The sequence below is a fragment of the Pseudomonas orientalis genome, from assembly GCF_001439815.1.
In the GTDB taxonomy this organism is placed as follows: domain Bacteria; phylum Pseudomonadota; class Gammaproteobacteria; order Pseudomonadales; family Pseudomonadaceae; genus Aquipseudomonas; species Aquipseudomonas orientalis.
Genome location: NZ_JYLM01000016.1, coordinates 58,697 through 85,033, shown reverse-complemented (window position 1 = coordinate 85,033; position 26,337 = coordinate 58,697). Strand labels below are relative to the sequence as shown.

The 26,337-nt window shown below is 53.1% G+C and carries 25 protein-coding genes and 3 tRNA genes; 8 read left to right on the top strand and 20 right to left on the bottom strand.

Going from position 1 to position 26,337, the window contains the following annotated elements:
* Window positions 1-81: 81 nt before the first annotated feature.
* The 7 genes from TU82_RS26535 to TU82_RS26505 all read left to right on the top strand — a co-directional run bounded on the left by TU82_RS26535 (window position 82) and on the right by TU82_RS26505 (window position 5,523).
* Window positions 82-154: transfer RNA gene (locus TU82_RS26535), tRNA-Lys, on the top strand.
* A 53-nt stretch (window positions 155-207) separates the two neighbouring features.
* Window positions 208-280, top strand: a tRNA-Lys gene (locus tag TU82_RS26530).
* Window positions 281-334: 54 nt separating this feature from the next.
* Window positions 335-407, top strand: a tRNA-Lys gene (locus TU82_RS26525).
* Between the two features lie 109 nt (window positions 408-516).
* The gene (locus tag TU82_RS26520) at window positions 517-1,899 is read left to right on the top strand and encodes an MATE family efflux transporter (protein WP_057726222.1); all 1,383 of its coding nucleotides are present in this window, start codon (window positions 517-519) and stop codon (window positions 1,897-1,899) included.
* A 91-nt stretch (window positions 1,900-1,990) separates the two neighbouring features.
* Entirely contained in the window at window positions 1,991-3,820 is a 1,830-nt protein-coding gene (locus TU82_RS26515; protein ID WP_057726221.1) for a hypothetical protein, read from the top strand.
* Window positions 3,821-3,845: 25 nt separating this feature from the next.
* A complete protein-coding gene (locus TU82_RS26510) occupies window positions 3,846-5,021 on the top strand; it encodes a pyridoxal phosphate-dependent aminotransferase (RefSeq protein ID WP_057726216.1) in 1,176 nt (391 codons plus the stop codon).
* Between the two features lie 289 nt (window positions 5,022-5,310).
* Window positions 5,311-5,523, top strand: a complete 213-nt coding sequence (locus TU82_RS26505; RefSeq protein ID WP_057726214.1) for a hypothetical protein — start codon at window positions 5,311-5,313, stop codon at window positions 5,521-5,523.
* A 121-nt stretch (window positions 5,524-5,644) separates the two neighbouring features.
* Here the strand turns inward: TU82_RS26505 and TU82_RS26500 are convergent, their stop codons facing one another.
* From TU82_RS26500 to pilL2, 20 genes are all read right to left on the bottom strand, one after another.
* Window positions 5,645-7,885: an SNF2-related protein gene (locus tag TU82_RS26500; RefSeq protein WP_057726213.1), complete on the bottom strand. Its 2,241-nt coding sequence runs from the start codon at window positions 7,883-7,885 to the stop codon at window positions 5,645-5,647.
* A 104-nt stretch (window positions 7,886-7,989) separates the two neighbouring features.
* Entirely contained in the window at window positions 7,990-9,447 is a 1,458-nt protein-coding gene (locus TU82_RS26495; protein WP_057726211.1) for a DUF6094 domain-containing protein, read from the bottom strand.
* A gap of 15 nt (window positions 9,448-9,462) precedes the next feature.
* On the bottom strand, window positions 9,463-10,068 hold the full coding sequence (locus TU82_RS26490) for a hypothetical protein (protein WP_057726209.1): 606 nt from the start codon (window positions 10,066-10,068) through the stop codon (window positions 9,463-9,465).
* Window positions 10,069-10,140: 72 nt separating this feature from the next.
* A complete protein-coding gene (locus TU82_RS26485) occupies window positions 10,141-10,422 on the bottom strand; it encodes a hypothetical protein (RefSeq protein WP_057726207.1) in 282 nt (93 codons plus the stop codon).
* Window positions 10,423-10,506: 84 nt separating this feature from the next.
* The gene (locus TU82_RS26480; protein ID WP_057726205.1) at window positions 10,507-11,112 is read right to left on the bottom strand and encodes a DUF3275 family protein; all 606 of its coding nucleotides are present in this window, start codon (window positions 11,110-11,112) and stop codon (window positions 10,507-10,509) included.
* Window positions 11,113-11,189: 77 nt separating this feature from the next.
* Window positions 11,190-11,525, bottom strand: coding sequence for a hypothetical protein (locus TU82_RS28465; protein ID WP_072024072.1), 336 nt, complete (start codon window positions 11,523-11,525; stop codon window positions 11,190-11,192).
* A gap of 110 nt (window positions 11,526-11,635) precedes the next feature.
* Entirely contained in the window at window positions 11,636-11,950 is a 315-nt protein-coding gene (locus TU82_RS26475) for a hypothetical protein (RefSeq protein WP_057726203.1), read from the bottom strand.
* 96 nt (window positions 11,951-12,046) lie between these two features.
* Window positions 12,047-12,550 carry an STY4534 family ICE replication protein gene (locus TU82_RS26470; RefSeq protein ID WP_057726201.1) on the bottom strand — a complete coding sequence of 168 codons (504 nt, stop codon included), beginning with the start codon at window positions 12,548-12,550 and terminating at the stop codon, window positions 12,047-12,049.
* Window positions 12,551-12,645: 95 nt separating this feature from the next.
* Window positions 12,646-12,885, bottom strand: a complete 240-nt coding sequence (locus TU82_RS26465; RefSeq protein WP_057726200.1) for a hypothetical protein — start codon at window positions 12,883-12,885, stop codon at window positions 12,646-12,648.
* Between the two features lie 1,535 nt (window positions 12,886-14,420).
* A complete protein-coding gene (pilM, locus tag TU82_RS26460; protein WP_019818097.1) occupies window positions 14,421-14,861 on the bottom strand; it encodes a type IV pilus biogenesis protein PilM in 441 nt (146 codons plus the stop codon).
* 57 nt (window positions 14,862-14,918) lie between these two features.
* Entirely contained in the window at window positions 14,919-15,356 is a 438-nt protein-coding gene (locus tag TU82_RS28815) for a hypothetical protein (RefSeq protein ID WP_156421704.1), read from the bottom strand.
* Window positions 15,289-16,605 carry a shufflon system plasmid conjugative transfer pilus tip adhesin PilV gene (pilV, locus tag TU82_RS26455; protein WP_057726198.1) on the bottom strand — a complete coding sequence of 439 codons (1,317 nt, stop codon included), beginning with the start codon at window positions 16,603-16,605 and terminating at the stop codon, window positions 15,289-15,291. The genes TU82_RS28815 and pilV overlap by 68 nt, the downstream gene beginning before the upstream one ends.
* Window positions 16,595-17,536, bottom strand: a complete 942-nt coding sequence (locus TU82_RS26450; protein WP_008437359.1) for an ATPase, T2SS/T4P/T4SS family — start codon at window positions 17,534-17,536, stop codon at window positions 16,595-16,597. Before TU82_RS26450 ends, pilV begins: the two co-directional genes overlap by 11 nt.
* Before the next feature lie 10 nt (window positions 17,537-17,546).
* Window positions 17,547-18,062 (bottom strand): type 4 pilus major pilin, encoded by a 516-nt coding sequence (locus TU82_RS26445; RefSeq protein ID WP_173667485.1) that lies wholly within the window; start codon window positions 18,060-18,062, stop codon window positions 17,547-17,549.
* A gap of 25 nt (window positions 18,063-18,087) precedes the next feature.
* Window positions 18,088-19,227 carry a type II secretion system F family protein gene (locus TU82_RS26440; RefSeq protein ID WP_057726196.1) on the bottom strand — a complete coding sequence of 380 codons (1,140 nt, stop codon included), beginning with the start codon at window positions 19,225-19,227 and terminating at the stop codon, window positions 18,088-18,090.
* Window positions 19,217-20,776: a GspE/PulE family protein gene (locus TU82_RS26435; protein WP_057726195.1), complete on the bottom strand. Its 1,560-nt coding sequence runs from the start codon at window positions 20,774-20,776 to the stop codon at window positions 19,217-19,219. The genes TU82_RS26440 and TU82_RS26435 overlap by 11 nt, the downstream gene beginning before the upstream one ends.
* A 12-nt stretch (window positions 20,777-20,788) precedes the next feature.
* Complete coding sequence (gene pilP / locus TU82_RS26430; RefSeq protein WP_057726193.1) at window positions 20,789-21,361, bottom strand: type IV pilus biogenesis protein PilP; 573 nt, start codon at window positions 21,359-21,361, stop codon at window positions 20,789-20,791.
* On the bottom strand, window positions 21,351-22,682 hold the full coding sequence (pilO2, locus tag TU82_RS26425; protein ID WP_082632099.1) for a type 4b pilus protein PilO2: 1,332 nt from the start codon (window positions 22,680-22,682) through the stop codon (window positions 21,351-21,353). Before pilO2 ends, pilP begins: the two co-directional genes overlap by 11 nt.
* Window positions 22,683-22,685: 3 nt before the next feature.
* Complete coding sequence (pilN, locus tag TU82_RS26420; protein WP_057726189.1) at window positions 22,686-24,500, bottom strand: PilN family type IVB pilus formation outer membrane protein; 1,815 nt, start codon at window positions 24,498-24,500, stop codon at window positions 22,686-22,688.
* The gene (pilL2, locus tag TU82_RS26415) at window positions 24,500-25,657 is read right to left on the bottom strand and encodes a PFGI-1 class ICE element type IV pilus protein PilL2 (RefSeq protein ID WP_057726187.1); all 1,158 of its coding nucleotides are present in this window, start codon (window positions 25,655-25,657) and stop codon (window positions 24,500-24,502) included. Before pilL2 ends, pilN begins: the two co-directional genes overlap by 1 nt.
* A 204-nt stretch (window positions 25,658-25,861) precedes the next feature.
* On the opposite strand from pilL2, the gene TU82_RS26410 reads away from it, so the two are divergent.
* Window positions 25,862-26,332: a hypothetical protein gene (locus TU82_RS26410; protein WP_156421703.1), complete on the top strand. Its 471-nt coding sequence runs from the start codon at window positions 25,862-25,864 to the stop codon at window positions 26,330-26,332.
* Window positions 26,333-26,337 lie beyond the last annotated feature (5 nt).

The following is a 26,337-nucleotide window of genomic DNA, read 5'->3' as shown; positions in this document are numbered from 1 at the left end:
GGTGTAAAGTTCAGATTTAGCCCTCATCACCATTTTTGTCCGGCCGAAGCTGGTTGCGTTCGGGAAGCAATGCTGATAGCGGGGGAGAATGCCCGGTGGCTTGGGCGCCAACTATTTAAGTTGGTAGTCGTGAGTTCGAGTCTCACTCTCTTCCACCATTTTCGCCCGGCCGCAGCTGGTTGCGTTCGGGAAGCAAGGCGTATAGCGGGGGAGAATGCCCGGTGGCTTGGGCACCAACTATTTAAGTTGGTAGTCGTGAGTTCGAGTCTCACTCTCTTCCACCATTTTGGTCCCGGTCGCAGCTGGTTGCGTTCGGGAAGCAAGGCGCATAGCGGGGGAGAAGGCCCGGTGGCTTGGGCGCTAACTATTTAAGTTGGTAGTCGTGAGTTCGAGTCTCACTCTCTTCCACCAATAATTGGAAAGGTCGACTTGTTCACTTCGGCGAGAGACCGATGGAGCAGCTTGTGAGCACATAGTGTTTTTTGTCTGTGCTGAATTAAATGAAGGATGCAAGGTATGCAGTGGATTGCTGAAGGTCGACGTATCATCAAAGTAGCAGTGCCACTTTCGATCGTTTATTTGATTGAAAGTATGATGGCATTCGTTGACTCCGTATTTATGGGGCGCTTTCGTGCGGATGAAATCGCCGGCTATGGCCTAGGGGCTCGTATTGTTTTCGATGCCGCCAATGTCATTTGCCTGTGCGTCATTGGCATGGTCGCTGTTTTCTCAGCCAAGTATGACGCGCTCCAAGATAAGCGGGCCGTAGAGGTACACGTACAACATGGTTTCTACATGTGCTTTCTACTTAGCCTGCCAGTTGTTCTGGTGACGTTAAACCTTGGTAGTCTGCTAGTTGCCTTCGATGTCGACCTGGCGGTGTCCTTGCAGGCTGATCAATATGCACAAGGAGCGGTGTACTCCATCTTGCCTTTAGCTTTGTTCTGCGTCCTGCGAGATCACTCAGCGGCAGTTTCTGACTTCTCTTCTATTTTCTACATTACCCTATTTGCTAGCGTATTTAAGGCAGTGATTTCCTACGTGTTAATTCTCGGCGAATTCGGTTTTCCGCGGCTGGGTGCTTACGGTGCGGGCCTTTCGACCTCCCTAGTTAGCTGGGGAATGCTAGCTGCGGAGATCGCGCTCTATTCATTGAGCAACGTTAAATCAGGCAAGGCGTACGCTATCTTCACGGGGTGGGCAGCGCCTCGATTAACCTTGGTAAAAAAATACTTGGCGATGGGGTTACCGCTATCCGCAAATAGCTTGGTGATTTCACTGATGTTCATCGTGCTAATGCTCTTCACGGAGAAAGTTGGAACGTTGGAATTGGCAGCGGCACAACTGGTATTTTCCTATATCTACCCGGTCTTCATGCTGGTTGAAGGGGTTCGAGAAGCCATCGCTATTCGTGTTGCTCAAGAGCATGCACTGGGTAACGTGCATAAGGTTCGGAGGCTGACGGTGGTGGCGTCTATGGTCAGCATGCTGTTTTTGTTTCCCTTCGCCTTAGTAGTATTTTTCGATTCAACGTTAGTTGCATCAATGTTCTTCAATGTCAACGACTCATCGAACTTTGCCCTTCTAACCCAGTTCAATCTGATTATTTGCCTCGCTGCTCTCAGCATCGTCGTTGAGTGTGTTCAGGTAATCCTGCTCGGAGCACTAAAGGGCTTGGAGGATACCAAGGTGCCTTTCCTTATCAATACCACTACCGCTTGGTTGATCGGCGTGGCAGGGGGGTACTATTTGACGTTCAACCTGGATCAGGGGGTAGTCGGCCTGTGGGTGGCGTTGATTTTCAGCCATCTACTTTCGCTGTTGCTGCTGATGGTACGGCTCTTACTTGTCACCAGACCCAATAGTCCCCTGCTCAGAATGAGTTCTGCATACGACTAGTCGCCGCAAAAATTGCCAAGACGGCGAAGCGGGTCAAGCGGCTAATCAACAGGTTTTTTTGAACGATCGCTGAGCGGTTTTAGGGGGGCGTATGCGTGAAGTACTGGCTACTTACATAAATGCTTATGAAGTTGCAATCAACAGTCTTGAGCAGTTGCATGGTGCCGAACTTGCGACTGCCGTCGATGGATTACTGTCGCGGATTGCTGCTAGTGATGATGTGTTGGTCAATAATGTACTTAAAAATCACTGTCATGTGCTTGAACTTAGCAGTGAGGAGTGGGTGTGGTTCTTGCCCAGCATTCTTGAGTTGGAACGCAATAGCGCTTTTGTCGCGGCTTATTTGATAGAAAAGATCCCGCTGATCAAACGTCACTTGGATATGCAGGTTTTCGTAAGTTTTTTGCTAGCGATTAAGGATCAATCTGCACGCGGTCTCTCTTATCTGATCGGTACTTCCGACTCTGCTCTTTGTGATGATTTGGACTCGATTCTTGATGTGGTAGGCGTCGCTTACTATCGAGCCGTCATGGACTGTGTGCTACTACACAAGGACGAACTAGGCCCTTGCTGCGCCCCCTTACTCATCCATATCAAGAATTATAATCGGCATATACCGGTCACGGACTTGAATGCGCTAGTGGCGCTAGTCTGCGATGTGCACGCTCGTTATGGTAGTTTTGGCGCCGTTGCCTTGCTGGAAAATGCCGATGCAGTTTTTTCACAACATAGCATTCAGTCGGTACATGAACAACTAGGCAAGCTCTTAGATGAAAGTGTTGACTATTTCCACTATCTACTGGCCAATGGTTTGCCAAACGTTGTAGGAATTCGTACGGTCACGGCCTCTGTTGAAGAGTTGGACGGGGCGAGTTTGATATCGCATATAGATGCTCCCGGAGTGTTCGACGGTGGATTGGTCTCCGCGATAATTTCTAATATGAGCTTCATGGATCCGAAAACTCTCGAGAACATGCGCTATCAGTTGGGGATCAGTGATTTCAAGAGATGGTTTGAGCAACAGCATGCCTTCGTTAACGCCCGTATGCGTATAGCCGACTCCTATACTGGTGTCTGGTTTTCAACTTTTGACTATTGGGGCGGCGAATTAGGTATCACCCGTTTTAGGACACTTCTAGGGCAGGCTATCGAAGCGACGTACGACAAAGTTGCCCGGCAAAACCTGGTTTACGGGAACAAATCGCTATTCGATCGAAATATAGAGTATACCGAAGCTCGTTTGCGAATGATGATAGATGCTGCTTTTCCCAAAGATAGCAGGGAAATGCTGATGCCTGAGCATATTGCAAGTATCAGAACTTACCTCGACGACCATGATCGCGAAAGTTTTAGAGATCGGCAGTCAAGACAGCGGGTTTTTATTAGTACTTGGAATAGAAATCCATGGCAGGATTATAGCCGCTCCGATGAGTTCTACTCATGTACCGGTATTGGTGATTACGCTGTCAATAATGCTCCAGGGTATTTGGTAGAGCCGAATTTATGTCGCCTATATGTTTGGTATCAAGGGCGGCGCATTGGCCGTATTAATCTTATCGCTGTAGCAGATATTGAAGGTGCACCCGGGATGTTGCTTGACGGCGTCGAGGGTGGTGGCCGTCTGCTGCAATCCGAAGAGCGAGTAATGGATATTTTGGGCTGCGTTGCTGAATTCGCTAAGCGCTGTGGATTGAGCACCTATTACATTAACTGTAATGCGACCTACAACAATGTACCAAAGCAGTTTATAGCCCAGGCGATTTGCCATGTGGGGCTACCGGTGACGTATTGCTATCTGCGTCGCTTTTACCAAGGAATGGAAATCTATCAGGCAATGCCTCACGGACTCGTACCGTTCTTCGAGTCGTTCGGGAATAACCTTTCCGGAGTAGTTGGCTGCCTGAAAATCACGTTGCCCTAGCGGTAAACGTTCACAAGGAGGTGTTATGTTGACTACATTGACCGATCATGAGTATCTAGCCCTGAATTCGACCTGCAGCTTTGCGGACGGACATGCTTATCATGAGTTACCAGGGGGGTTGGAGGGCGTTGTCAACAAATTGCCTACCATCTGGCACGACTGCAATCAAACCAAGGTTCGGGATATGGAGCAGTCTTTCAAGCGAGAGTGGGCTAACTTGCTGGACTCCAGTGAATTATTGCGGCACAAACATTTCAGAGTTTCCCCAACCGCATCGAACTCTATCGATATTGTAGCGACACTACTTGCGGAAAGAGCTCCGCGAGTACTTCTGATTGAGCCCACGTTCGACAATCTTTACTTAATGCTTAAGCGTCGAGGTTGTGAGGTCTCACCTCTCAACGAACAGTTGATGATAGAAGCTATTGACCAAAATCGGCTTGCAGAATTATTAGATAGCTATTCATTTGATACTTTGTTTTTGGTAAACCCTAATAATCCCACCGGTTATCTAATTCGTGAACAGCAGTTCATAGTTGTAGCCGAATATTGTCAGCGATACAATAAAGTGCTAGTGGTGGACTCCACCTTTCGCTTCTATGCCAAGGCTCCGTTCAATGATTATGCCGCGCTGTTGAAGGCTGGCGGCTCCTTCGTAGTAATCGAAGACACCGGTAAGACTTGGCCAACCCAAGATATGAAGTCGAGTATGATCGTCTATTCTGAAGATCTAGCCGAAGGGTTGGAAAAATTCTACGAAGAAATATACCTGTGCCATTCACGCTTCGTAATGGGCGTTTTTGTCGATTTGTTTCGACGTACGGCCGAAGTTGGTCTTGAGCAGGCTCTAATGCAAGAAATCGGACTACGGCGTGGCAAAGTCAGAGATTTACTGGCTAACACTAACTTCCGTTGTATTACTGACAATAGTGCAACTGTGATGCCAGTCGAGTGGATTGATGTTTCGGGTAGCGGAAAAACCGATGCAGAGTTGATCAAACAGTTTATGTCGCACGGCTTTCATTGCCTCCCAGGAAGTCACTTTTTTTGGCACGCTTATTACGAGCGTGGTGTTCACAGCTCCCGCTTTATTCGCATTTCACTCGCACGTCCCTCTGCGGTCTTTGAGAAAGGCTTAGTTCTGCTGCGCGAGATCTGCGAGGAGACGAACCTTGCCAGGGTAACGGTGAGTGTAGAGTGACATCCCTTGCGTAATGTAGCTGCACATTGAGGCTTAATGGTCTGGAAACTCATTTCCTGAGACGCAGACCCAGTGACCAACTCTCCCAAAGTTGACTACTGGGTCCTCTGAATGTTTGCTATGTTTGTCTTACTAAGTGGCCTCGGTGCATGGGGCTTGCAAGGTGTCAAGAACCCGCCACACCCACTGATGCGTCAGCAACTGATCGATTTCACTCGACCGCTGCGTCGGTGGGCGCGTATGAACGTCCTTCAGATATGCTTAGCTCTTTTTTGACGGGGTAGCGTACATGTCAGGAGAATATTCACTTCCGGATTTGCTCGAGAGAATGTATGAGAATCAACTTGCGCTTGAAGCGGCTCTGATGGAGTTGGCTCTTCAAAGCGAGCAGCAAGGTTTCAATGAGGTTGGTGATAACGTACGTGGCGCTTTATTCGTGATCGGTGAAAACGCCGGGCACATCAAGCAGGGCTTGGCTAAGCTACGTACCAAATATCGCTGATAAACCACATCCCCTGTCCTATAAGGACCCTCGGGTCGTCTGGCTATAGCCCATGAATGTTGTCTGGAAGCATCGTCTAGACTTGCAGGCATGAAAAGGCCACCCATAGGTGGCCTTGAGGTCATACAGCAATTAATTGTCGAGCAAGGGCCATTTCCACTGAATCTCCATCTTGGTTCAACGAGTCGAGACCTGACTCCGGTACGTCTCCCGACGTGCTCTGAGATACTGCAATTTTCTTGGCCATCAGCCGCAAGCAGGTAACTTGCGAGCTTTCCGCATAGCCCAAAAAAACCACCCGCACCGGCTGCTTTTGCCCAATCCGCCATGACCGTCGAGCTGCCTGTTGCAAGGTGTATACGTTGTACCCCGTCTGCAGGAACGCAATGGTCGGAAAATCGAGCAAATCCAACCCGGTCTTGACCAGCTCCGGGTTAGTGATCAGTACGTCGACACCTCTGTCTACCTGGTCGAGGATCCAATCCTCGCGCCTGGCGGTATCCACTGACGCTCTCAGGACCGCTACTTTTAAACCAGATTTCTCCAGCAGTCGTTTCAGGCGAGAGGTGGTGTCTCGAGTGCCGCTGTACACGGTATAGGCCAGAACCTTCCGGCCTTTGGCTTTTTCCGTGAGGCAAAAGTCGAGCAGTGCTTTCTCCTTCGGCATTATTTGCTCGTCTGCAAAGATCGAGGGGACGAACGCCAAGGTATCTTTGCTACGAGGGTGCTTAACGATCTCCGGTCGAAAGCAGCAGTCAGGCCAAGCCAGCAGCACGTTGAGTACTACCCCTAGCAAGGTAGTGTCTCGACGTGCCAATGCTTGGCGAAGTTCCTGCGTCAGTTTTCCTGCCAATTGCTGATAGGCCGACGCTTGTTCTGCAGACATGCTGACATCGACAAATTCCTCCTGGTACGCCGGCAACACGTTGCCACCGATATCTTTAAGTTTCAGAAACACGGTGAACGGCAATACAAAGCGGTGAATGCCTTTAGGGCCGAAGCCTGGGGCTTTCACCGTACGCACCGAGAGTTTTTTTCCCTTGGCTGTTTTGTGTGACACGTTGTCCCGCTCGGTGTAAATGTCCTTCAATACGCCGTGGTCGCGCATGAATGACATCGCGGCCGGAGCCATACTTCCGCGCGCGTTTGGTTTGTAACCGTCCTCGATCATTCGCCGGGTAAGTATTCGGAACAGGAGGTAGAACAGATCATCGGCATAGCCACCCATGAGGGTGCCTGTCAGCAGCACGGTTTTACGTGCTTTCGCTGCCAATACACCCATGGCTTGACCCTGGGCCGAGCCACTGTTTTTGTATTCATGTCCTTCATCCACCACCAGCAGGTCGAAATATCCGTCTGGTAGGTAGCGTTTGATGAACTCGGTGGGTTGGTAACCGCCCTCGCCAAAGCCAAACTCAATGTTGGCCATGGCGCGCTCCATGCGTTTGGCTTGGCGGTCGCTGAAGATGAAATTGCCCTGGGCGTCCATCAGATTGATGAATTCGCTGACGTTGTCGATCAGCATCGAGGCGAGGAAGTCCTCCCCGAAGTCATTCAGCAATTTGTCCGCACGTACTGGACCGATAGTCGGAATCCGACACATCGATTTTAGTATGGTCGCACGACGAGTTCCGTTGTCGGCTTTGCCCGGGCGCATCAGCGTCCAGAGTTGTCCTTGGCAATAAGGGCAGCTCCGACGGCGTTCCTCTCGGTGAAACTCTTCGACAGTCACACGGTTGCCTTCTAAGACCTCCAGAAGGCGTCCGCAGTCGGGGCATCCTGCGAAGTTGTATCCGCCGCTGGCGCGACGTGGCCAACATACCGTACGCCAGTGATACCCCATGCGCATTCGCACGCGTCCGAGAATGAAGAACTCTTTACGGCCATCGTAAGGATCCCCCAGTTGGTCACGTAGCTTGATCAGCTTAACCAGCGTATCGGGTCCATTGAGAACCCACACGCGTGCGTCTGGGATGGTTTCGAGTATCTCCCGTCGCCATTTGTAGACCAGGTGTGGAGGCGAAACCACCAAAGTGCGGCGGTAGCCCGCACTGTGCATGACAGCGGCTACTGCGATGGCCATCATGGTTTTCCCAGTGCCCATTTCTGCATTGATAACGGCTGCCTGCTCGTTGCGGTCTAGCAATAAAGCTGCAACGGCCTGCACTACATCAGCTTGAGCAGGGAACGGCTGGCGTTTGAGTTCGCTCATAACCCGTTGATGGGCTTCGTTGATGCTGCCGGAATAAACCGGTGGGTTAGAACGATTGAGGGAGTCCAATAATTCATCACCGAATTCGTCGATGAACTCAGTCAGGCCGATGGCCAAGGGCGATACAGAGACTTGGGATAGGTCGTTCATGAGTGTTTCTCCAATAGGAACGAAACAGGGCATGCACGACACCCCGACGGGTATGGTGAATACCCTGCGGGTTGGTTAACGGATGGCCAGGTTGGCGTGGTGGGTCAGTAGTCCGATGGCAGCAACACGGTTGTTGCACTGCGGTCAGCTTCGGTGATGATCCAGAGCCGGGTCTCATCGCCGGCGCATATGTCATAACAGGAGAACAATCGATCCCCGTAGGTCAGAGCCCGTTGGTTACTGCTCCAGTCTTCTTTGGGCAGTTCCCCCCAGTCACCGGAGAAATGCCGTCGCAAGTAAGTGCTTGGATCGAGCTGTCCATGCTCAATCAGGTGGTGCACTGACTGGGTCAGCACTAAGCGGCCAGGTTCAAATGTCACTCGTGGTGGTGGGGTCAGTGTTGGCTGTGTCACCGCCTCATCAGGCTCATGCGGCGTATCCGCCGACGAACTGATGGTGATCACGCGGCCTTGGTTGGCAGAGCCTGGCGTCATGTCCCATGCCCGAATGATGGGCACGAAACGATCAGTCAGGATCCTTACCTCGGACACGTTGCCGTCCTGGTCTTCGGTGAACTCGGTCTTGCGGACCTTATCTTTGTAGGTATCGCCTTTGAGTACCAAGACTCGGCCGGTTTTGGATTTCACTACGCCGGAAATCGCACCGGCAGCCAATGCCAACGCCAAGTGCCAGCGCGACAGCTCCCTCACGGGAGGTCGCGGCTGAGCGCCGCTTTGACCAAAGTGCAGTGTGAAGTCAGGCCACATGCCACGAAGTCTTTTGATTTCTTCGCTGAGCTGTTCAGGTTCAAGGCTGATACGGTAGAAGTGTTCCAGCTCGTTGGATGCCGGGAGAACCCTGTAGGGCTCCCGTGGCCAACTGGTTGGTAACGCTTCCGCGCTCAGTGTGCCGGCACCGATCGCCTGAAAGCGTGCGCGTACGTTTTTGACCTCTTGCGGTCGAGCGAGGTCCTGCCGGCGGATTCGTATACCGAAGATCACTACCTGTTTAAAGGTTGGATCAGCGGCTTTGTAGATCCGCAGTTCAGTAAAGTGATTGCATAGCCAACCACATAGCTCATCGTCCAGCACGTAGTGCGGAACAATCAGCACCAAGACTCCCCCGTACTGCAGCAGTGGCAGCGTCCGTTGATAGAACATCTTCTCCAGGCGCCGACGGCCGTTACCTTGGTACTGAGATGCACCTGCATGGTCAGCGACCAGGTCACCGTAGGGCGGGTTGAGCCAGAGCAAGCCGAAGGCCTGGCGGCTGATCATGGTGTCCATCAAGTCGCTGTGCAGCACGCAATCCAGCAGTGTCTTGCTGTGTTTGGCACGCTCCTGGTCATACTCGACTGCGTAGGTCTCAACGCGGTTACGGCCGAGTGCATGAGCAGCTTCAGCTAAGGCAGCGCCTTCGCCTGCACAGGGATCGAAGATCCGCATCTTCCCGCTTGGGGATGGTGCCAACGCTTGTAGGGTGAGTTCCAGCGTCGTTTCGTCAGTGGGGTAGTAGCCATTGCGAGCGAAGTTGCGCGCCAATCGTGGGAACATCAAAGCCATGGTGAGGCTCCTGGATCAATGCTCAAACTGAGCGTGGGTTGAGAGCTGCCCCTGGCGAATGAGCTCGCCTAGGGCTGTTTCGAGAACGTCGAGTTGCAACGACAAACGCCATGCCGCAACAGCACCGGACGTTCCAGGTAACAGCTGCAGCATGTCGTGTTGGGTGAGCAACCCCATTACCTGCTCCTGCCAATGAGGCAGTAGCGGTAATGGACAGGTGTCCTGTATCAACGGCCAAAGCCGTTGACGAGGTGACTGCCCGTTCTCAAGAAGGGCGTAGGCGAAGTGGTTGGCCCGATCCGGCTGTACGCAGCGTCGGTCAAACAACCAGAGGTGAATCAAGCTGCCGAATAACGTACCGCGCAATTGTCGCGTGGTGCGCTTTTCCAACAGATCGATGTTGGGAAAGACAGGAAGACTTTGGCCATCTACAACGATGTGAAACTGGCTTAGACCATCTTCTGTCGTGCCGAGGGTCAGCCTGGCCAGGAACTCCTGCAGCGCCGTGTCTCGACCCCATGCAGAAAGGAACACCAGGTTGCGTTGTTCGTCACACGCGCAAGCGTCGACGAAAAGATCATTGCACTCCTCGATTGGGAAGAGCGGGGTAGGGCTGGGCATGGGAACCTCCATAATGGAGAGGGAACCCGCCCGGAGGGGCGGTGAGCCCCTCGGGGGTGTTAGCAGTAATTGTTATTGCTTGGGAAACAGCAGGTTGTCCGATTTGAACGTTTTTTCGTTTGGGTCAAACGAGACCGTCTCGTCTTGAAATAGAGGGCTGTGCCCAGTAAGAAAAATTTGCCCTAGGTATTTGGGGCGAAGGGCAACGGCGGCATCGGCTTGTTCTGCCGTCATTTCGAGCTCTTCTACGAAGAAGTCCCAAAGCTCCTCATTCGTCGATACCTCGTTATTGGCGAGCTGATCTTCGATGTTTTCAAGGATTTCTTGGGTCAGGTTATTGAAGATTGGATTCATGTGCTGCTCCTGCTGAGTCGAGGAGCGCCCAGGAGGGAGCCCCTCATGGGTTGTGCCGATTGGCTTGGCGTATCGCGGGCTTCGTCAGGTATTGGAGATATTCCATACCTGCAGTTTGAAGTTGTGTACATAGCCGAGCTCAGAGAGTCGACTGCACTGTTGGCGTAGCTGCTGACGATCAACAGTTGTGTCCAGCCTGACTGTATCGCTCAGAGGCCAGATTGTGCCGAACAACTCGGCATCTGCCTCGAGGTCGTTGGTTCCGCCGGTCGGGGTCATCCCAAACGGGGCATCCTCTTCTGATACCTGTTTATTGGAGGTCGGTACTGCGGGCGGATTATTCCGCTGCACTGGTTTGGAGAGGTTGGAGGAAGACTCTTCATCCATAGGGTCAGGCTCGTTTGGCGAGAGCCTGGCGGCGTCTTCTGGTGTCAGATTGTCGACGTCGTCGAGGCTCATGCTTTCCAGCTTTGCACGGATCTCAACGACCAGGCGGCCTGCTGTGGAGTAATACGAAGGACGGATCTCCGTTATCAGAAAGTCGCCTCGGTATTTGCCTTCATCGTACTGATCGAGGAGTGCGTCTTTGATCACGAACTCACCGATAGAGGTCGAGAGCCGTCCGACGTTGAATTCGCCATTACGGCCGCTGATGGTACGGATGGCCAGTTGGCCGGGGATGTTGATCATGGGCAGCTCCACACTGCTACGAATGAAAAAAGCCCGACAGATGTCGGGCTTTGGGTAGTGCTGTGAATGTCGAAGGACTACGGGCAAGAAGTATGAGTTTCTTCCTTGAGTGAGATGTACAGATAGAAAACGCCTGGCGGTGATTCTATGCGGTCAAGTTTTAGGTCCAGCCAGACCCGATCAGCGCTATTGCCGGCAGGCAATAAACGATAGAGGCCGAAATGGATCTGTGTGCTGTCAGGTTGCAAATGCAGTTCTCGGTAGGCCTCCAGGACAACTTCGCCCAGTCGCTCACTGACAACACTTGCATCCTGTGGGTTTTCAATATGCACCGCTTCCTGCCAGGCCCGAGGTGTTAAAACGACCGGGAGCTTGAGCAAGTCAGACGACACGAGGTTAGTGGTGGTTTGCATGTTTATCTCCAGGTGCGAAAACCACCTGGCCCGTTCGGGAGATGGTTTCCCGTTGGGTGGTTATGCTGTTGCAGAATCAGCGTGAGAGTCAGCTATCGCTACTTGGCGATTTAGTAATACTCGGGGTGGTTAAGCTCATCTTCCAATTCCCAGCGTGCTCTTCGATATTCCTTGAGAAGTCCGTACTCCGTTAACAGTGGGCTGTTTTTGGGAGTGAAGTCATCTCGATGGTCCATCTTTGCCAGTGTGATAACCCCATCCAAAACTGCTAACCAAAGATCAGTAGTAAGGGTGTAGCGCGGGTCATCATCGGGATCGAGCGCCGGGTTGCTCGGAAGTAGTTTATCCAGCTCGCTGTAAACACTAGCTTGAGCAGCTAAAAGACCGATTTCGGTCAGCAGAGGCAGTCGTTGAGGATTCATCATGGTTTATCTCCAGTGTCCGGAAATCACCAATCCCGAAGGGAGGCGTTCCCTTCGATATGAATATTGAAAGGCGCCCAGGGGGCGCCATGATTTCAATTATGCAGATTGACGTTGTTCAGGTTCTGGTTGTCCTTGGCCGTCATCCGAATCATCTCCAGCAGCACCATGCTGAGCAGGAAGGGGCTCGGCAGAGTCTTTCGGTTTGGCTTCATAGACAGTTAACCCATCCACCTTGATCCAGCCGATAAACAACAGGCGTCCCTTGAGGCTTGCTCCAGGTTGACCTTTTTTATCGCCTTTCTCGTAGGTAAATGCGTCGGTCCAGATATCACCGATGCGGAAGCTCACAAGGACCTTCTTTCCGGCTTCAACGGCTGCTTGGCTGCGACGAATCAGCTTTTCAGCTTCAGCGCCGACCACGTTGCAGTCGATATAGGAATACTCGGCATCATCCATCGAGCCGCGTAGTGCCGCAACGGTAACTGCCATGAATGGCTTACCTTTGCCGCGAGGTTTCACTTCACGGATACGGTTGAGATAACCGATACCAGTGGTGTGAAGGTCGAAGAATTTTGCTTCGTTGGATTGATTAGTGCTCATGGTGATTCTCCAGTTTCGAAATAACAGAAAGCGGAGAAACACTTCGCCCTTGGGGGAAAGTATTCCCCGCGAGGGTGGTAGAGATAAGGTTTTGCTTAGTGCAGGAGTTTCATAGCAGCAATCAGCACACCAGTGGTGGCTGACAACATGACGCCCATGCGAATGGTGAGTCTTACTTCGAGCTGAGCGATTTCAGCACGAATAGCAGTGATATCAGCTTTAGTGGCGAGTAGCGTGAGCATGTCGGTCTCCAAAGCCTCAATGACAGCGTTAGCTTTCTGTTCCGGGACGTTGATCGAGATCAGCGCTTGGTAGAGAGCCAGTTCAGTTTTCATCAGACCTCCAAAAGTGAGAGGCCTGCCCTGACGGGGTAGGCCCGTCATGGGTGGGAAAGGTGCTTCCATCGACTAAGTCGACTGATCGCGCTACCGGAAGCTATGGCGATCTTGGGAGTGGATCAATGCGGAAAATCGCATCGTAGTCTTGCGGATCCAGACTACTTGGGCATGTTGCTGACGACGTCAGCGATACATGTGCAGATCATGGAAATACGATTGTCGCTTGTCAAGCCCCTACCGCTAAAACTCTGAGGAAACCTTCCCATTGGGAAGGCTCCCTACAGAGGCGAAGGGCGCAGACTTAGCAAGTTGCTGGCACCAACGAGCGTGCAGCTGGCTTCTTACGCGGTTTCCGGGCAGGCTTTTCGACCACTCGAGTGTTAGCCGCGTACCAAAGGTTCAGGTCGACACCTTTACGAGTTATTGCCGGTACATGATCCATCTCACGTACGAGACGCTCAGGTACGCAGGGCGGTGGAAGCAACGGAGCTGCTTTGGTATGGATAGCTGTGGGCGCAGCGCTGGTTTTCTTTACCGCACGCAGAAACTGTCGCGTGATGGTTCCAAGCGCGAAACCGAAGCCATAAGCATGTTTGGACATGGTGATTCTCCTGCAGGTTGAATGCGGAGAACCCACTGACCCCGTTGGGGAAGTGATTCCCCGCGAGGTGAGTTTCATAAGGTGCTTCCATCGACGATTGTCGACCGACCGCGCTACCAGAAGCTCAGCGGTCTTGGGCGGATCTGACACTAACATCGTGTCGCAGTCTTCAAGATCCTGACTGCCTGGGCATGATGCTGACGACGTCAGCAAAGCACGTCCATATCATCGAAGGGGGGATGGTGATGTGTCAAGCGGAGAGGGATATTTCGCGGAGGGCAAAGCAGATTCAGGTCGACAGGAGAAGCTACCGAGAGTAGCTGGGTCAACAGTCACTCTCGGATGTAGTAAGTAGCGTCTTTAAGAAAAAAATACCACCTGTGCGGGGTGAAGGCGTTGTTGATCCCTGGGCTGTGATCTAAACGTCTTACTTCCAACACCTGGCCGATTATCGTGGCTGAGGCCAGCTAGCATAAGGCACGCATCCGCGCACAAAGGGAGCCCTGCGTTTCGCCGGCGGGCCACCGGCAAGGAAAAGCAGCTACCAATAGGTAGCCTGATCATCCTTTGCAAGATGATCAGGCTACCTATTGTGTGAGCTTTAAAAAGTGTGGGCCACAACACCAGTGTGGCCCTTAGACTACGGTGCTTCGAACCTCAACAGAGCCCTATGTGCCTTTGAACTCGCAATTCACGAGTTAGACGGCTGCGTGTCTGGCTTGAACAGGGAGACACAGGGAGAGCTCTGAACCAGGTCCGCACGCCCTTCCCGGAGCTATGCGTGCTTTGGGGTTGGTGATGAGGCAAGCCGCATCACCGGGCGCTACTGATGACCGCCAGTAGCCAACGGGGTGGAAACGTTGTTGTGATCATTATGTTGATAGGCCGGAGCTTATGCAACCCGGCGCCTTTCAAAGTCGGTCGACTCAGACTAATTGACGGCGACGACCGCACCTTCGGGAACAGGGGACGGAATTGCTATACCGGTCGCCCCAGTTATCTGTGAAATCAGCATTCCTGAACGCTTTAAACCAACGGTAGTGGTCTTTGTCAGGTCTACCAGCACAGAAGGCAAGCCTGACGGTGCAACCCCATCAAAATAAGTATAGGCCGTTCCTGATGAGATGTAAGAACCTACGCCCACAGGTTTCACAAACCACCCAGGTAGGTTGAGCGCAGAATCGCTCGGTACCCCGCTGAAGCCCGGGTTGGCCTGGGCATATTCGGTAGCGGCAGATCGGTACACCAGAAAGCCGCGACCCAGCGAGTCGAGGGTAGCGTAGTCGGATGTACGTTGGTCCTGATGTTGGTTCTCCATGAAAATGCTGGAGGCAATGAGCACAATCATCAAAACGAGCCATTGCATTGTCATGATATGAGCTCCATCCACAGAACGGTGGTTGTTACCACCTACGCGTCAATAGCAAAACTATTTCGTGAGGATAATCAATGTTAAGCAAATTCCTACTAGGCCAAGCGCAATGACAGTCCACTTTGCGGCTCGCTTGATGCTCATTGGTTTGCGTTGTGGATTGATTAATTCCATAGTGGCAATCTTTTTTACTAAATAACGACCAGAGGCCGTTGGTTGTAACTTGTAAGTGAACTCGCCGACCTCGAATGCCTCTTTTCCTTCTAGTGCGCGACGCCATAGCACAGTTGAGCATATCCTGCTTCGGGTGCTTAGCCAGGTCTGTAATTCTCCAGCACTATACTCAACGTTATTCTCAAGCGTCTGCACTGCAATAATCCCCATAAACATAGGTATAAAACGTTTTGAAATTTTATAAATGGATGCTTTATTTGAAGCAGCTCCAATAGAAAAGACCTGGCCAGGAAAGTCGAGATGTGGAGAGAAACCATCCACTTGCATTTCTGAAGATGTACCCAGTCTCACTATCCCCGATGCCAAAAGCGCCAGTTAAAGAGCATGACTTCCATGTAGTGTCGCCAAGGGAGCAGGTCACACTTCCTCTGGCAGGCGCCTGGCAGGTGCCCTGGATCAGCTGGAATTCCCACCCACCTGGTCTTTTCCATAAGCCTTGTTCGCAGGACAACGTTATTCCCGCGGCGCTTTTTGCAAGAAGGGTTCGGTCACTGCACTGTTGCCCCTCGGTAGCTATGCCTCCCAGGGACAAATATTCATTTGTTTGAATGCGATCATAGGCCGTTATCTTGCCCGTCGAGGTTATCTTTCCACCCCATAGTTCACCTCCGGTTGAAAAGTTTTTGTCGTTATAAACTTGGACCCAGTTGGGGGTATTTTGATAAATCCCGCCTCCCCATTTTTCGCTGTACCAGCCTGTGTCACCACGTGTTCTGAACCAACCACCTGTGCTGGTATCACCGGTAATGGTTGCAGTAGCGGCATTAACATTGGCTGTGGCGATAACGTTTCGAGCTGTAATGTCGGCGTTAGCTGTTATGTTGCCTGACGCTGTGATACTTCCTGCGTTGTTAATATTGTGGTTGCCCATCGTGATATCAGTATTCATCGTGTTGAATTCTGGATGATTGGGCACTGCGTTTCGATATAGATAGTCATTGGCCAACGCTCCATCCATAAGAAAAAGTGCGCTAGCTGTATGTCCTGGGCCAGGAGCTATAGCATAGTTACTTAGTGCTACCTGCCATCCACCCCGCACGCCCTGGACGATGTTCGGGTTGGCAGAAGAGATGAACCCACCAGGTCCTCCGAGATTTTCAGCGATGGTTCGAATACCCATTTCAGGAATCGTCTGCCCACCTGTAGTAACTACAATCACTTCCAGTTGATTGGCGTTGGGTTTCCGGGCGAGGCCGACAATGGTCTGCCCAAAGGCGTTAGTGGGGCTATAACCTGCAGGAAGGTAGTTGGTGTTGACGAGCATCGGAACGGTTATTTGCACCGGTACGGTTGCTGCCGCGTTGGCCAGCACCACGCTGTAGTTATCCTTCAGATATTTGGCCAATGCCTCTGAAATGGTTCTCTGTTGATCAGCCGCAATTCGATAGTCCTGAGAATCCATCTGCTTGATTTGCCATGCGATCGCCAAAGTGGCGACAACGGAGAAAACGGCCAATCCGATCGCCATGTCCAAGCTCAAGAAGCCCCGCTGCTTGATCCTACTGGTCATTCCAGAGACTCCTTGATGATTGGTGAGCGATGTCGTGATCGAGCATCGTGATCTTTCCTGCATGGACTTTCTCTCGGATGCCCGGTCCGTCATCGCCTGTGAAAAGCAGGCTCTGCAGGGTTAATCGACGACTTCCTTCGTTGCCACTTGATAAGGACTGGTGAAGAACAGCCACCAACCCCTTGGAGAGCAGCTCTCGGGCGTTATTGAGTAACGGCTGAGCCAGGGCTGATATACGTTCAATGCCTTGAGTAACGCTGCCGGCATGACCTGTGCTGATAATGAGATGGCCATTGATCGAGGCTTGAATTACTTGTGCTGCTGTCGAGCTGTCGCGAATTTCTCCCACGAACAGGAAATCGGCTCTTGTGCGCAGCGCTAGGATCAACGCTTCCTCGTATCCCCCCATCCGGCGAGAGACCGGAACTTGAATGCAGCGCCCACTCCCATGCCTGCCATTCAAAAATGGTTCTGGAGGATCCTCTACAGCCACACAAATGCCTCCCCAGGCCTCGAGACGTGCTTTCACCAGTGATGCAGCACTTGAGGTTTTCCCTGTGCCCATTTCCCCACAAATAAATATCAGGCCGCGAACCGTGTCGCTCATCAGCGCGTCCTGCAGATAGTCGGGCAGACCCAGCATGTCCAATGGACGGATCTGGACTGAGGATTTGCTTACGACAAACACAGGCTTGCCATTCAAATCCAGCAACTGGGTTACACGAAGGACGACGCCATCTTCAATTAGGGCGAACTCTGGATCCTGGGTTGCCTTGTGCTTTTCTTCGCACTGCGCCCGTAAGCGCTCAAGGTCTGCCCGCCATTCGGCGGGCGCTTCAACCCTTCGTGCCTGCCCAGGGAGACCTTTGGCGTCGGCAAATCCATCGCCGAGGTACAGGTCGACAAATTCAGCATCAGAGATCACGCTCACGCTGAGTTCCTTAGTACGAAGTCCAAGCGATGGTATTGGCGTCCGAGGAGCAGCTGGTCGCAGCTGCCACCGCAGTGATTTCGCCGGCAATTGCAGTGCCGCCATTGATCGCCGTCGTTGTCTGTTTGTCCTTGGCCATGTTCGAGGCAAGGGTGATGCAGGCATTTTTCGGAAGGTTGGATTCTGTGATGGTGAAGGTCATGCCGTTGCTCATTACGGTCACTGCGCCGTTCCAGCGGTTGGACAGGGCATTACCGTTGATGCTCATGCCGCCAGTTGCCTCGAGGTTGATCAAAGAAGGCGCCAAGTTGGTGCCTGCCGTGGCGTAACCCGTGGTGCTTTTCAGTCGTTTGGTATTGCTCAGCAACGTGCCGAGATTGCTCTGTTCAATGGTGACGTCCGAGCTGCCGAACGTTCTGTAGCCCATGAACACGATGAAACCAAGTGCCACCGCGATCAGCATCAACCAGAACATCCCGTCCAGGGAGAGAAATCCGCGTTGGTTGTTTGGAGTGTTTGTTGGCATTTCCAGTACCTCATTTAGGTTTGATTTAAAGCGTTGCAGTCACATTGCCGGCCAACTGGAAGATCCCGATCACTACCAGAATCATCATGACCCCCATGGCCATGGAGGACATGCCGATAAGAGATTTGGCGATGGCTTCGACGCGCTGAAGTGTTTGCTCCAGCCACCGGTTGGAAAACCGTTCCATCGACTCAGCGAAGCCTTTGCGGGTGGCGAGCACTTCCAGAAAATGCATCGCCATGGGGTCTGGGAATTGATGACCCGCAAGCTTCAATGCGGTACCGAAGTTTTTGCCGGCGCTCACTCCGTAATGAATGGCGCTCAGGCGCTCTTTCAACCATGGAGAGGCATTGCGTTGAAGAGAGGTCAACGCATCGAGTTGGTTGATGCCGGAGCGCAGCATCACAGCCATGTTGAGCAGAAAGATCGAACCGTGGAGTGCCTTGTAGACTGACCAAGGCGGGAGCCTCTCTGCTCGCACTCGCAGGATCTGGAGCAGCTTGTTCAACTGCAGCTTCCACGACGGGCTGGCGGCCGTGATCTGAAGTCCGCAAAACACGGGGAGAGTCACTATCGATATGAGGATGAAGACAATCACAGCTATCAGCGTCACAAGTCCGTAGTGGGTCACGAAATTCGATAGGGCGTAGAGGAAGGCCGGCACGCCGGTCCACGCCTCGGGATTGGAGCGTCGTGTCATGGAGGGCACCATCCACACTGCAATCACATACAGCAATGCCGCCATGACGCTCCACACCACGGAGGGGAAAACTGTGGCTGATGCCACGAGTTTGCTAATCCGCTGACGTACTTCGATGATCCTCACGCAGTCCCGAAATGCCTGCACCAGGTTGCCGGTGTCTTCCCCGGAAGCGATCAGAGAGTTCTCGTCATAGGGAACCCAGCCTTCGCAGGAAATGCTCAGGGATTTCCCGCCTTTCACCGATTGCGCAATATCCCTGCATGCAAGGGATACCGGATGTAGCTTCTGGCCGTTATCGCTGAACGCTCTTGCCACCGTATGCAGCGCGTCCTCAAGCGACACACCATCCTCAAGGATGCCCATCAGGCTCTCGTAGAACTGGATTCTTTCGTTTTTGCCAAACTGCTTGGCATAGAAGGTCTCTGCCCAACGATTCAGCATTGCTCTGAAGTCACTCAGCATGAGCGAGCTCCAGGATTTGCTTGTCAAAGTCCAAAGGCCCCACCGTCATTTCGGCGTGGCGGGGGTCTACTAAGCCTTGTTTCAGTTTGATGATCGTGTGTGCGGTCTTGGTTATACCGCCCATTTCCTTGACCCAGTGGCGACGTGCCGCACTTGCACCCTGCCCATTGAAAACGCGCATGAACTCAAGGTCGGTGAGCAAAGTTTCCGCAACCACCGTGCGACCGGTGATGCCCAAGCCTTTGCAATGCGGGCATCCCGATCCTTTGAGGTAGGTCTCATCAATCGCTTCCAGATCGCGCAAGCGCTGCACCAGCGCACTGTTGAGCTGCCCGAGATGCTCGCGTGCGGGGACGCGGCAGTGGGAACACAGCACGGGCAAGAGGGATTGATTGACCACGCTTGTCATCAGTGCAGGATCAGTAACCAGGTGTCGGTCTACACCCATGTCGATCAGTCGTTGAAGAGCTGCTACAGCGTTGTTGGTGTGCAGTGTCGTCAGCACCAGGTGACCAGTCATACCGCCGCGGAAAGCCGCTTGTGCTGATGCAAGGTCCCGGATCTCCCCATACATGAGAATGTCAGGGTCGAGTCGCATGGAATTGGTGATACCGTCATTCCAGGTTTCACCGGCGCCCAGCGGTGACTGATTGGCGAGAAGTGGATATTCAGGTGGATCTTCCATCGTCAGAATGTGTTTTGTTCCACCGCACTCTTCGTGCAAAAGGTTCAGGTTTACCTGCAGCGACTTCGATTTGCCGGAACCGGTGGGTCCAGTGATCAGGTTCACCCCATAAGGCAAGCTGCGGATGCGGCTGAATGCATCAATTTGCTGCGTCAGGAAACCGAGATCACTAAGCGTCATTTTGGTTTTGTCGTCATACAGCAGACGCAAAACCATCAGAGGGCCATCTACGAGCGGCCGAGTGGCGACTCGGGCACCGAACAAACCGAGTTGGTCGACATAGGCGCGTTTTACCCTGGCGTCCTGGCTCACCTGCGGCTGGTAGTGGTCTTTCGCGACATCGCACATGCTGTTGTAGAGGGACGAGCAGAGCTCCATGCCCACCTGGCTCTGGTGCTGTTCTGCCTCCCACAAGAGCCCGTGGATGCGAAAGAAGATTCGAGTGATATCGTGACCTACGACAAAGTGGACGTCGCTGGCATTGCGCCGGTGGGCTTCTCCTAAAAGCTGCACCACCTGGGCCTGGCGCTTCGTCTCAGTCGCCGATAGTGCTTTACCATTTGCATCATCATTGGCGCGGTAGAGTGCCTTGATCGTGCTCATCGAGCAGACCTTGACCTCAAAGTGGTGATTTTCGTGTTCCAGCTGGTCCTCGAATGCCATGACATAGGCATCCGTTTGATGTTGAGCTGACACATACAAAACCCCATCGCTGGTCAGCGCACACAGCTGACGCAGCTCTGGTTTCAGCTCAAACGGTCCACCAGGGGCCGTCAGCAGTGTTTGGTGCGACGTCAGTAGAACTGCAGCAGACTCATCACTGTCGGGCTCTATGACATCTGGTTTTTCAGTCAGGATCGTCATCGAAGTTCTCAATCAATGTTGGCCAGGGATCAGCCCAGGCGGCATAGGTCCTGATGGGGTAATGCTGGGGGCTGGATTGTTGAAGTTGCTCAAGCTGGACGGGGGCGTACTGGAAAAGCCGAGGGGGTAGCGCTTACCACCACGCTCGAGGGTCACGTTTTCGACGGAGAGGATGGCCACGCGGTAGCCACCGGGTAACTCCCGAGATGAGGCATCTGCATCTACTTCAAATCCACTGCTGTAGAGCAGGGTTGCACGGAGCCGTTTTGCTGAGCCGAATACCGCTTTTACGACAGGCAATTCAGACTGTGCATCACTGCTGTGGGCCGAGGATGCAGCCGGCTGCGCGAGGTTTCCTTGAGAAAAAAACACAGTTGACGGCTGCGCCGTCGCACTTTGGTCTTCGCCTTTAATCGATCTTTCGGCCTTGGCCTTCTCGGCTTTGGCATTCAACAAGATCGTCTGGCTTTGAATCTGGGCCAGCTCGCCGACGTTCACCCCAGATAGGGTGTTCTCATCTGCCCAGCTCGATGGTGCCCCTAACGCAAGGATGGAGCACAAAAAGCACAGCGCTTTATTTCGCATAAAGGTCACCTATTACTGACCAGACAAGGTGGCCGGTCTCATATTTGGTTGTGATTTCGCGCAGCCGTAAGCCCTGACTGGGTGCGCCGGATAATGAGTCCAGCGGCGTAATGCCAGTGGCATAGCTCAGCTCGAATTGCTTCCATTGAGGCGGTGGGGGCGGCGGTGGCGCAGGTTGGCCCGGTATCGCTGGTTGAATGGGCACAACGACCGGCACTTCTTTCAGCACTGGGGTTTGAGTGAAGCTGTGCAGCCAAGACGACAGGTTCGCCAACATCACGATGGCGTCTTTTAGAGGCTCATCACCGGCTGCGGGTAGCGAGATGTCGAATTTCAACGTGGCCGAGTTGCCCTCGTCAAAGAAGGCCGGCCGATCAGAAAAGTGGCCCTGCGTCGCCTGTATCAGTTTGTCGGCCGTGCTATTGCCCGAGCGCTTATAAGACGACAAGACCTGTACACCGTCGCAGACGGCACTCGTGAACTGCCATCCCTGAATGGACAGAGGCAATTGATAAATGACGTTGCTGCAACCCTCCAGGAAATCTGCAATAGATGGACGTTTGGCCCAAGGGTGTTCAAGCGCTTGGGGCGTCTGTTCCATACCGGATTCTTTCTGCAGTCTGGCCAACTCTGCCAGGCGTTGCTGTTCAGCCTGGAAAGCCGCCTCTTTGGCTATCTGGTCCTGATGGTTCTGCCATTGAGCCCATCCGATGATGCCGGCAGCGATCAGCACGCCAAGAACCGCCAGCTGTACAAGTTCTGGTTTGGATAGCCCAAAGACGAGTGGCCGTAGCCGGTACTCGCGTTTTAGATGCGACGGCTGAAGCAGCTCTGCCACGTCCAGTGGTTGACCGCCCATATCGAACTCTGGGGGCAGGTACTCGTTGTCGAAGTTGATCCCACGACTGCGTTGTTGCGCGACTCGGCGGCGGACCTCAGCACCAGTGCCGATCATGTCGCAGCCAGAGATCACGCCACCTTGATACACAGCAACGAGGGCATATTGGTCAATCTCGCTTTCAGTTTTCCAGGCCGCGATCCATGAGTCCCCCAGCTGTCCAGCCAGGGTGGCCGCGAGCGAGTACATCCCTTTGGTGACCTCCTCGCTGCGCGCTACAAAACCTGCCTGAATAATGGCTGGTGTTCTTCTAATGGCGACAATGTCGAGGTGGTGCTCACGACCGTACTGGCGCGCTTCCTTCATGTGCCCGGTGACACTGCCCAGCGGATGCCAGCGCAGACCGGTGACAAATGATTTTCCACGATACTGGAGTACCTGGACTCGAGCAGAGCGTGCATTTTTTGAGGTTTCCGCAACCATGGCTTACCCCTTGGAACCTGTGCAATGCAGCAGTGGGGTAGGGCAAGAGCCCCAAGGCTCGTTGGCAGCAGGTGAAATCACCGCGCTGGGGCTGCCTGTGTCGCTATCAACAACAGGAGTAATCAGCACTACGAGTACGCTGTGCCCTGTGGTGCGGACACGGCTGCCGCCCAAACCGAAGAATCCAGGATCCCCTACGCCAGACTTGGTTGCGTTTTCGCTGTTCTCCTCAAAACCAGTCAGTACGAGGGTTTGACCGCTGCGCAATTTGACCTTGGGCGACAGGTTCTTGGTGTCGTAATCCGCTGTCTGGACACTGGAGCCGTTGCTCGTAAAAGTGGTGAAGGTCGGTTTGCTACTCATGCTCAGGGTGATCATCAGCAACATGTTGTCCTGGTCGATGATTCGAGGGAGCAACATCATGTTGAAGCCGCTGGTGATAGTCGCGGGGGTGAGCGAAGTAGACGATCCAACGGAAGCCGTGGTGGTTGTCGAGCTTGATGCGACATAGCTCTTTACGTTGCCGATCTGGATGGGTGCCGGCTGCAGATTCAGCGTGGTGACCGACGGCGAGCGAACGTTCGAGATTCGGCCCTGTTCGGAAAGTGCTTTGATGATTAAGTTGGATCCAGCCCAAGGAGACTTCGACGTGTCCAAAATACTCAACGAGCCCGACACCGCGCCCGTGCTTATGCCGGTGGTGGCATTCTTCAGCGAAAAGCCCCATTTGTTGCTCAAGGACGTATAGACAGCCGTCCAGTCCAGGCCGGTCTGGTCTGTGTCGGTGAGAGTTACCTCGAAAACTTTGACGTTGAACAACACCTGACGGGTGATACTGCTGTTGATCGAATTCAGGTATTTAGCAACGTTTGAGAGTACTTCTGGTCGATCACTTACCGTCAGGGTGCCAGTGGAACGCGAGAGGAACATCCGACCTTGGGGCTGTTGGCTCAGCATCGCCTTGACGTTTTTTTCAATGTCTCCGATCAGCGAGGTCTTGATGGTAACGGTGGTGCTCTGGTTGCTGCCTGATTCACCCGATGCACCTGTCGACGAAGATCCGCCGCCACCACCACCGGAACTGCTCCCACTGCCTGTGGCGGTCAGCAGGCCCGACTTCACAGTGCTTTCAATGACTTGGTCATCTCCAAATGCCCAGACGTCGAACGTCTTGGTGTCGAAGTAAGTGACATGCACGCTGCGATCATCGGAGGAATAATTCCACGCTAAACCCAACTGGGAGGTCGCTTGATTCAACAACCCTGACAGCTTGCCGCTGTACTTAATGGGGAATGAGTTGGGCGCAGTCAGCCCAACCGAATTCATTGAGCGGGCGCTGCTCGGAACATTGCCGATGACGCCGGCGGGCATGAAGTTGGCCAGGTTGTCGGCAGATCCCAAACTAGGTGGAACTGCAGGTCCTGAGTTGCCCTGGGTCGAACTGGAAAGGACACTTGGGTCGATTGCATCAGGGGCTACGATGACCGGAACACCACATTCGCTAGTGATGTACTGCGCAATCTCAGCGATCCCAACGTTATACGAAGGGCGATAGGTGATATCGCAATCCATGCTCAGCGGTAAACCACGCTTTGCGACCAGCGGTTTTTTGGATACCCATGGTTTGTCGCTGAACACCACCGTAGCGCGCGCGGACTCTTGTTGCTGATTTCTCAGAAATCTACTGTATTGGGAGGCTGTCGCAGCGTCATTTTCAGCTTGGCTGGCTGATTCATTCACGCGCTGCAGTGAACAGGAACTCACCAGCGAGACCATGAGTGACAAGGCTGTGCCTTTGATCCAGAGACGAGCATTCATCATTTGTTCCTCTCTGTAATAAAAATCAGCCGCTGTGATGAGCTACTGTCGACCACATCGACCAGAAAGGACCGTGGAGCCGTGTCGTACAGCGGGAAAATCGACCCGATGGCTTCTTGGAAACTGCCCTCAAATCGAAGTGGAGCGTCAATTGAGTAATCCAAATCATCGACCTGCCACATCAGTTTCCAGCCCGCTTTTTCAGCCCAGCCTTCGACGGTTTGACGAAGGGTTGAGCCAGTTGAAGCCGTCCATGTCTGGGCCAGCGGCTTCGGCGCTGCAATGTCCGTCGCAACCGGCTTTGGCGCTGCAGAAACTGCGGACGGCGCGGTGACCAGTTTCGGAGTTGAAGCGGCCTTGGCATTTGGGTTGCTGGACGAGGTCGAGGCCGGACTCTGAGTCGGCAAGGCAGACGTTTGTTTTGTAGAGCCATCCTTGGTAATCACCGTAGGAGGGGCCACGGATTTGGCTGGTGCAGCGTTCGCCACAGGGGTATCGGCTGATGCCGTTGTTGTGAAAGGCGCTGTTTGGGGAACGGCGGCGACTACTGCTTGGCTGCCCGCATCATTGTTATTGCTCTTCGCTGCGATAGGCTGTGCAGCTGTCGATGTGTTGAGTTGAGCAATCAGAGTTGATGCAGGACGTGGAGAGTCCGGGAGCTGGTAGCCAGGGCGCAGGACGTAGCACACCTGACGGTTGACCTCGTCGACCTTCACCTGCCAGGCCGGACCTGCGAGCACCTGCAGGGTGTTACGCAGGGTCATAGGGCCAAGTTTATATTGGGCTGCTGGGAGTGGTCGGGTGTAAAGGATGTTGACGTGGCCAGAGTCTGCCGAGCAAAGCGTATAACCTGAACGGTCCACCACGTACTGCATGGCCTCACGCACATTTGGGTGCATGTTGGCTGGAATGCTGATGTCGATAATCTGAGCCATCAGGTCACGTTGGCCAGAATCTGGCAGCGTGCTGACGAGGGTGTAGCGCCCATAGCGCACTACTGGTTCTTTTTCAGGAACGGCGCCGCCAGGATAGAGGTCTGGCGTCAACATGTCCGGGTTGCGACTGCTGTCGAATGCGGGCTTAGGTGTCTGCGCCGTTTGGGTCGTGCAACTGGCGATTAACGCGAGCAGCGAGAGCGTGGTGACGTGCCTGATCATGTGCCGAGAGGCCCCTTGTAATGATAGGGGAACGTTGACAGGCTGGTATCAGCTGCGCAGTAGGAAATAGAAAACTGCGTATAAAGGCATTTATAGGCTATACAAAGATGGCGCGGACCGAGCTGAAGGCCTGCGAAAAAAACGCACAGATCCCTGTGCGATGACTTGAATAATCAAATGAATCTGAAGCGGAGCGACAATCGTATGAAGGGAATCCTGTTCATGGCATTAGCAACCTTGGCAACCGGCGCCTCAGCTGCTGAAACAGTACATCTGACTGCTGAGTTGACTCGTAATGGTGAAAGCGTCGCGAGGTTTTCAGGTGATACAACGGATCGTGTAACTTTTCCATACCGGGATGTGAAAACTATTACTTTCAACAAATCCGTGGAGCACGGTATGCCTGTTGCTGATACTGTTGATATTGGCACAATCGGTTTTATTACTCCAGCCATTATGAGCAATGGAAAGATTCTGATTCGCTACCATGTAAAGTATGTTCGATTGCTTGAGATGAACACGACAAAAGTCGGGAAGCTCCAATTAGATTTTCCACATACGGAAATATTCCAAACAGCCAGCGATACTACGGTTGCGAACGGCGAGACCTTTCAGGTTCCTGAGAGTCAAAGCAATGGTTCCAAATATGTTTTAAACATTACAGCTTCTCAGTAGTAATT

Bases quoted from the DNA above. Each gene is read 5' to 3' on its own strand.
- TU82_RS26445 (WP_173667485.1), bottom strand. From the start codon at position 18,062: ATGCCAACAAACACTCCAAACAACCAACGCGGATTTCTCTCCCTGGAC.
- TU82_RS26510 (WP_057726216.1), top strand. From the start codon at position 3,846: ATGTTGACTACATTGACCGATCATGAGTATCTAGCCCTGAATTCGACC.
- TU82_RS28465 (WP_072024072.1), bottom strand. From the start codon at position 11,525: ATGCAAACCACCACTAACCTCGTGTCGTCTGACTTGCTCAAGCTCCCG.
- TU82_RS26435 (WP_057726195.1), bottom strand. From the start codon at position 20,776: ATGACGATCCTGACTGAAAAACCAGATGTCATAGAGCCCGACAGTGAT.
- TU82_RS26520 (WP_057726222.1), top strand. From the start codon at position 517: ATGCAGTGGATTGCTGAAGGTCGACGTATCATCAAAGTAGCAGTGCCA.
- TU82_RS26440 (WP_057726196.1), bottom strand. From the start codon at position 19,227: ATGCTGAGTGACTTCAGAGCAATGCTGAATCGTTGGGCAGAGACCTTC.
- TU82_RS26470 (WP_057726201.1), bottom strand. From the start codon at position 12,550: ATGAGCACTAATCAATCCAACGAAGCAAAATTCTTCGACCTTCACACC.
- pilN (WP_057726189.1), bottom strand. From the start codon at position 24,500: ATGAATGCTCGTCTCTGGATCAAAGGCACAGCCTTGTCACTCATGGTC.
- TU82_RS26495 (WP_057726211.1), bottom strand. From the start codon at position 9,447: ATGGCTTTGATGTTCCCACGATTGGCGCGCAACTTCGCTCGCAATGGC.
- TU82_RS26500 (WP_057726213.1), bottom strand. From the start codon at position 7,885: ATGAACGACCTATCCCAAGTCTCTGTATCGCCCTTGGCCATCGGCCTG.
- pilP (WP_057726193.1), bottom strand. From the start codon at position 21,361: ATGCGAAATAAAGCGCTGTGCTTTTTGTGCTCCATCCTTGCGTTAGGG.
- TU82_RS26490 (WP_057726209.1), bottom strand. From the start codon at position 10,068: ATGCCCAGCCCTACCCCGCTCTTCCCAATCGAGGAGTGCAATGATCTT.
- TU82_RS26465 (WP_057726200.1), bottom strand. From the start codon at position 12,885: ATGAAAACTGAACTGGCTCTCTACCAAGCGCTGATCTCGATCAACGTC.
- TU82_RS26515 (WP_057726221.1), top strand. From the start codon at position 1,991: ATGCGTGAAGTACTGGCTACTTACATAAATGCTTATGAAGTTGCAATC.
- TU82_RS26505 (WP_057726214.1), top strand. From the start codon at position 5,311: ATGTCAGGAGAATATTCACTTCCGGATTTGCTCGAGAGAATGTATGAG.
- pilV (WP_057726198.1), bottom strand. From the start codon at position 16,605: ATGACCAGTAGGATCAAGCAGCGGGGCTTCTTGAGCTTGGACATGGCG.
- TU82_RS26480 (WP_057726205.1), bottom strand. From the start codon at position 11,112: ATGATCAACATCCCCGGCCAACTGGCCATCCGTACCATCAGCGGCCGT.
- pilM (WP_019818097.1), bottom strand. From the start codon at position 14,861: ATGACAATGCAATGGCTCGTTTTGATGATTGTGCTCATTGCCTCCAGC.
- TU82_RS26410 (WP_156421703.1), top strand. From the start codon at position 25,862: ATGAAGGGAATCCTGTTCATGGCATTAGCAACCTTGGCAACCGGCGCC.
- pilL2 (WP_057726187.1), bottom strand. From the start codon at position 25,657: ATGATCAGGCACGTCACCACGCTCTCGCTGCTCGCGTTAATCGCCAGT.
- TU82_RS26485 (WP_057726207.1), bottom strand. From the start codon at position 10,422: ATGAATCCAATCTTCAATAACCTGACCCAAGAAATCCTTGAAAACATC.
- pilO2 (WP_082632099.1), bottom strand. From the start codon at position 22,682: ATGGTTGCGGAAACCTCAAAAAATGCACGCTCTGCTCGAGTCCAGGTA.
- TU82_RS26475 (WP_057726203.1), bottom strand. From the start codon at position 11,950: ATGATGAATCCTCAACGACTGCCTCTGCTGACCGAAATCGGTCTTTTA.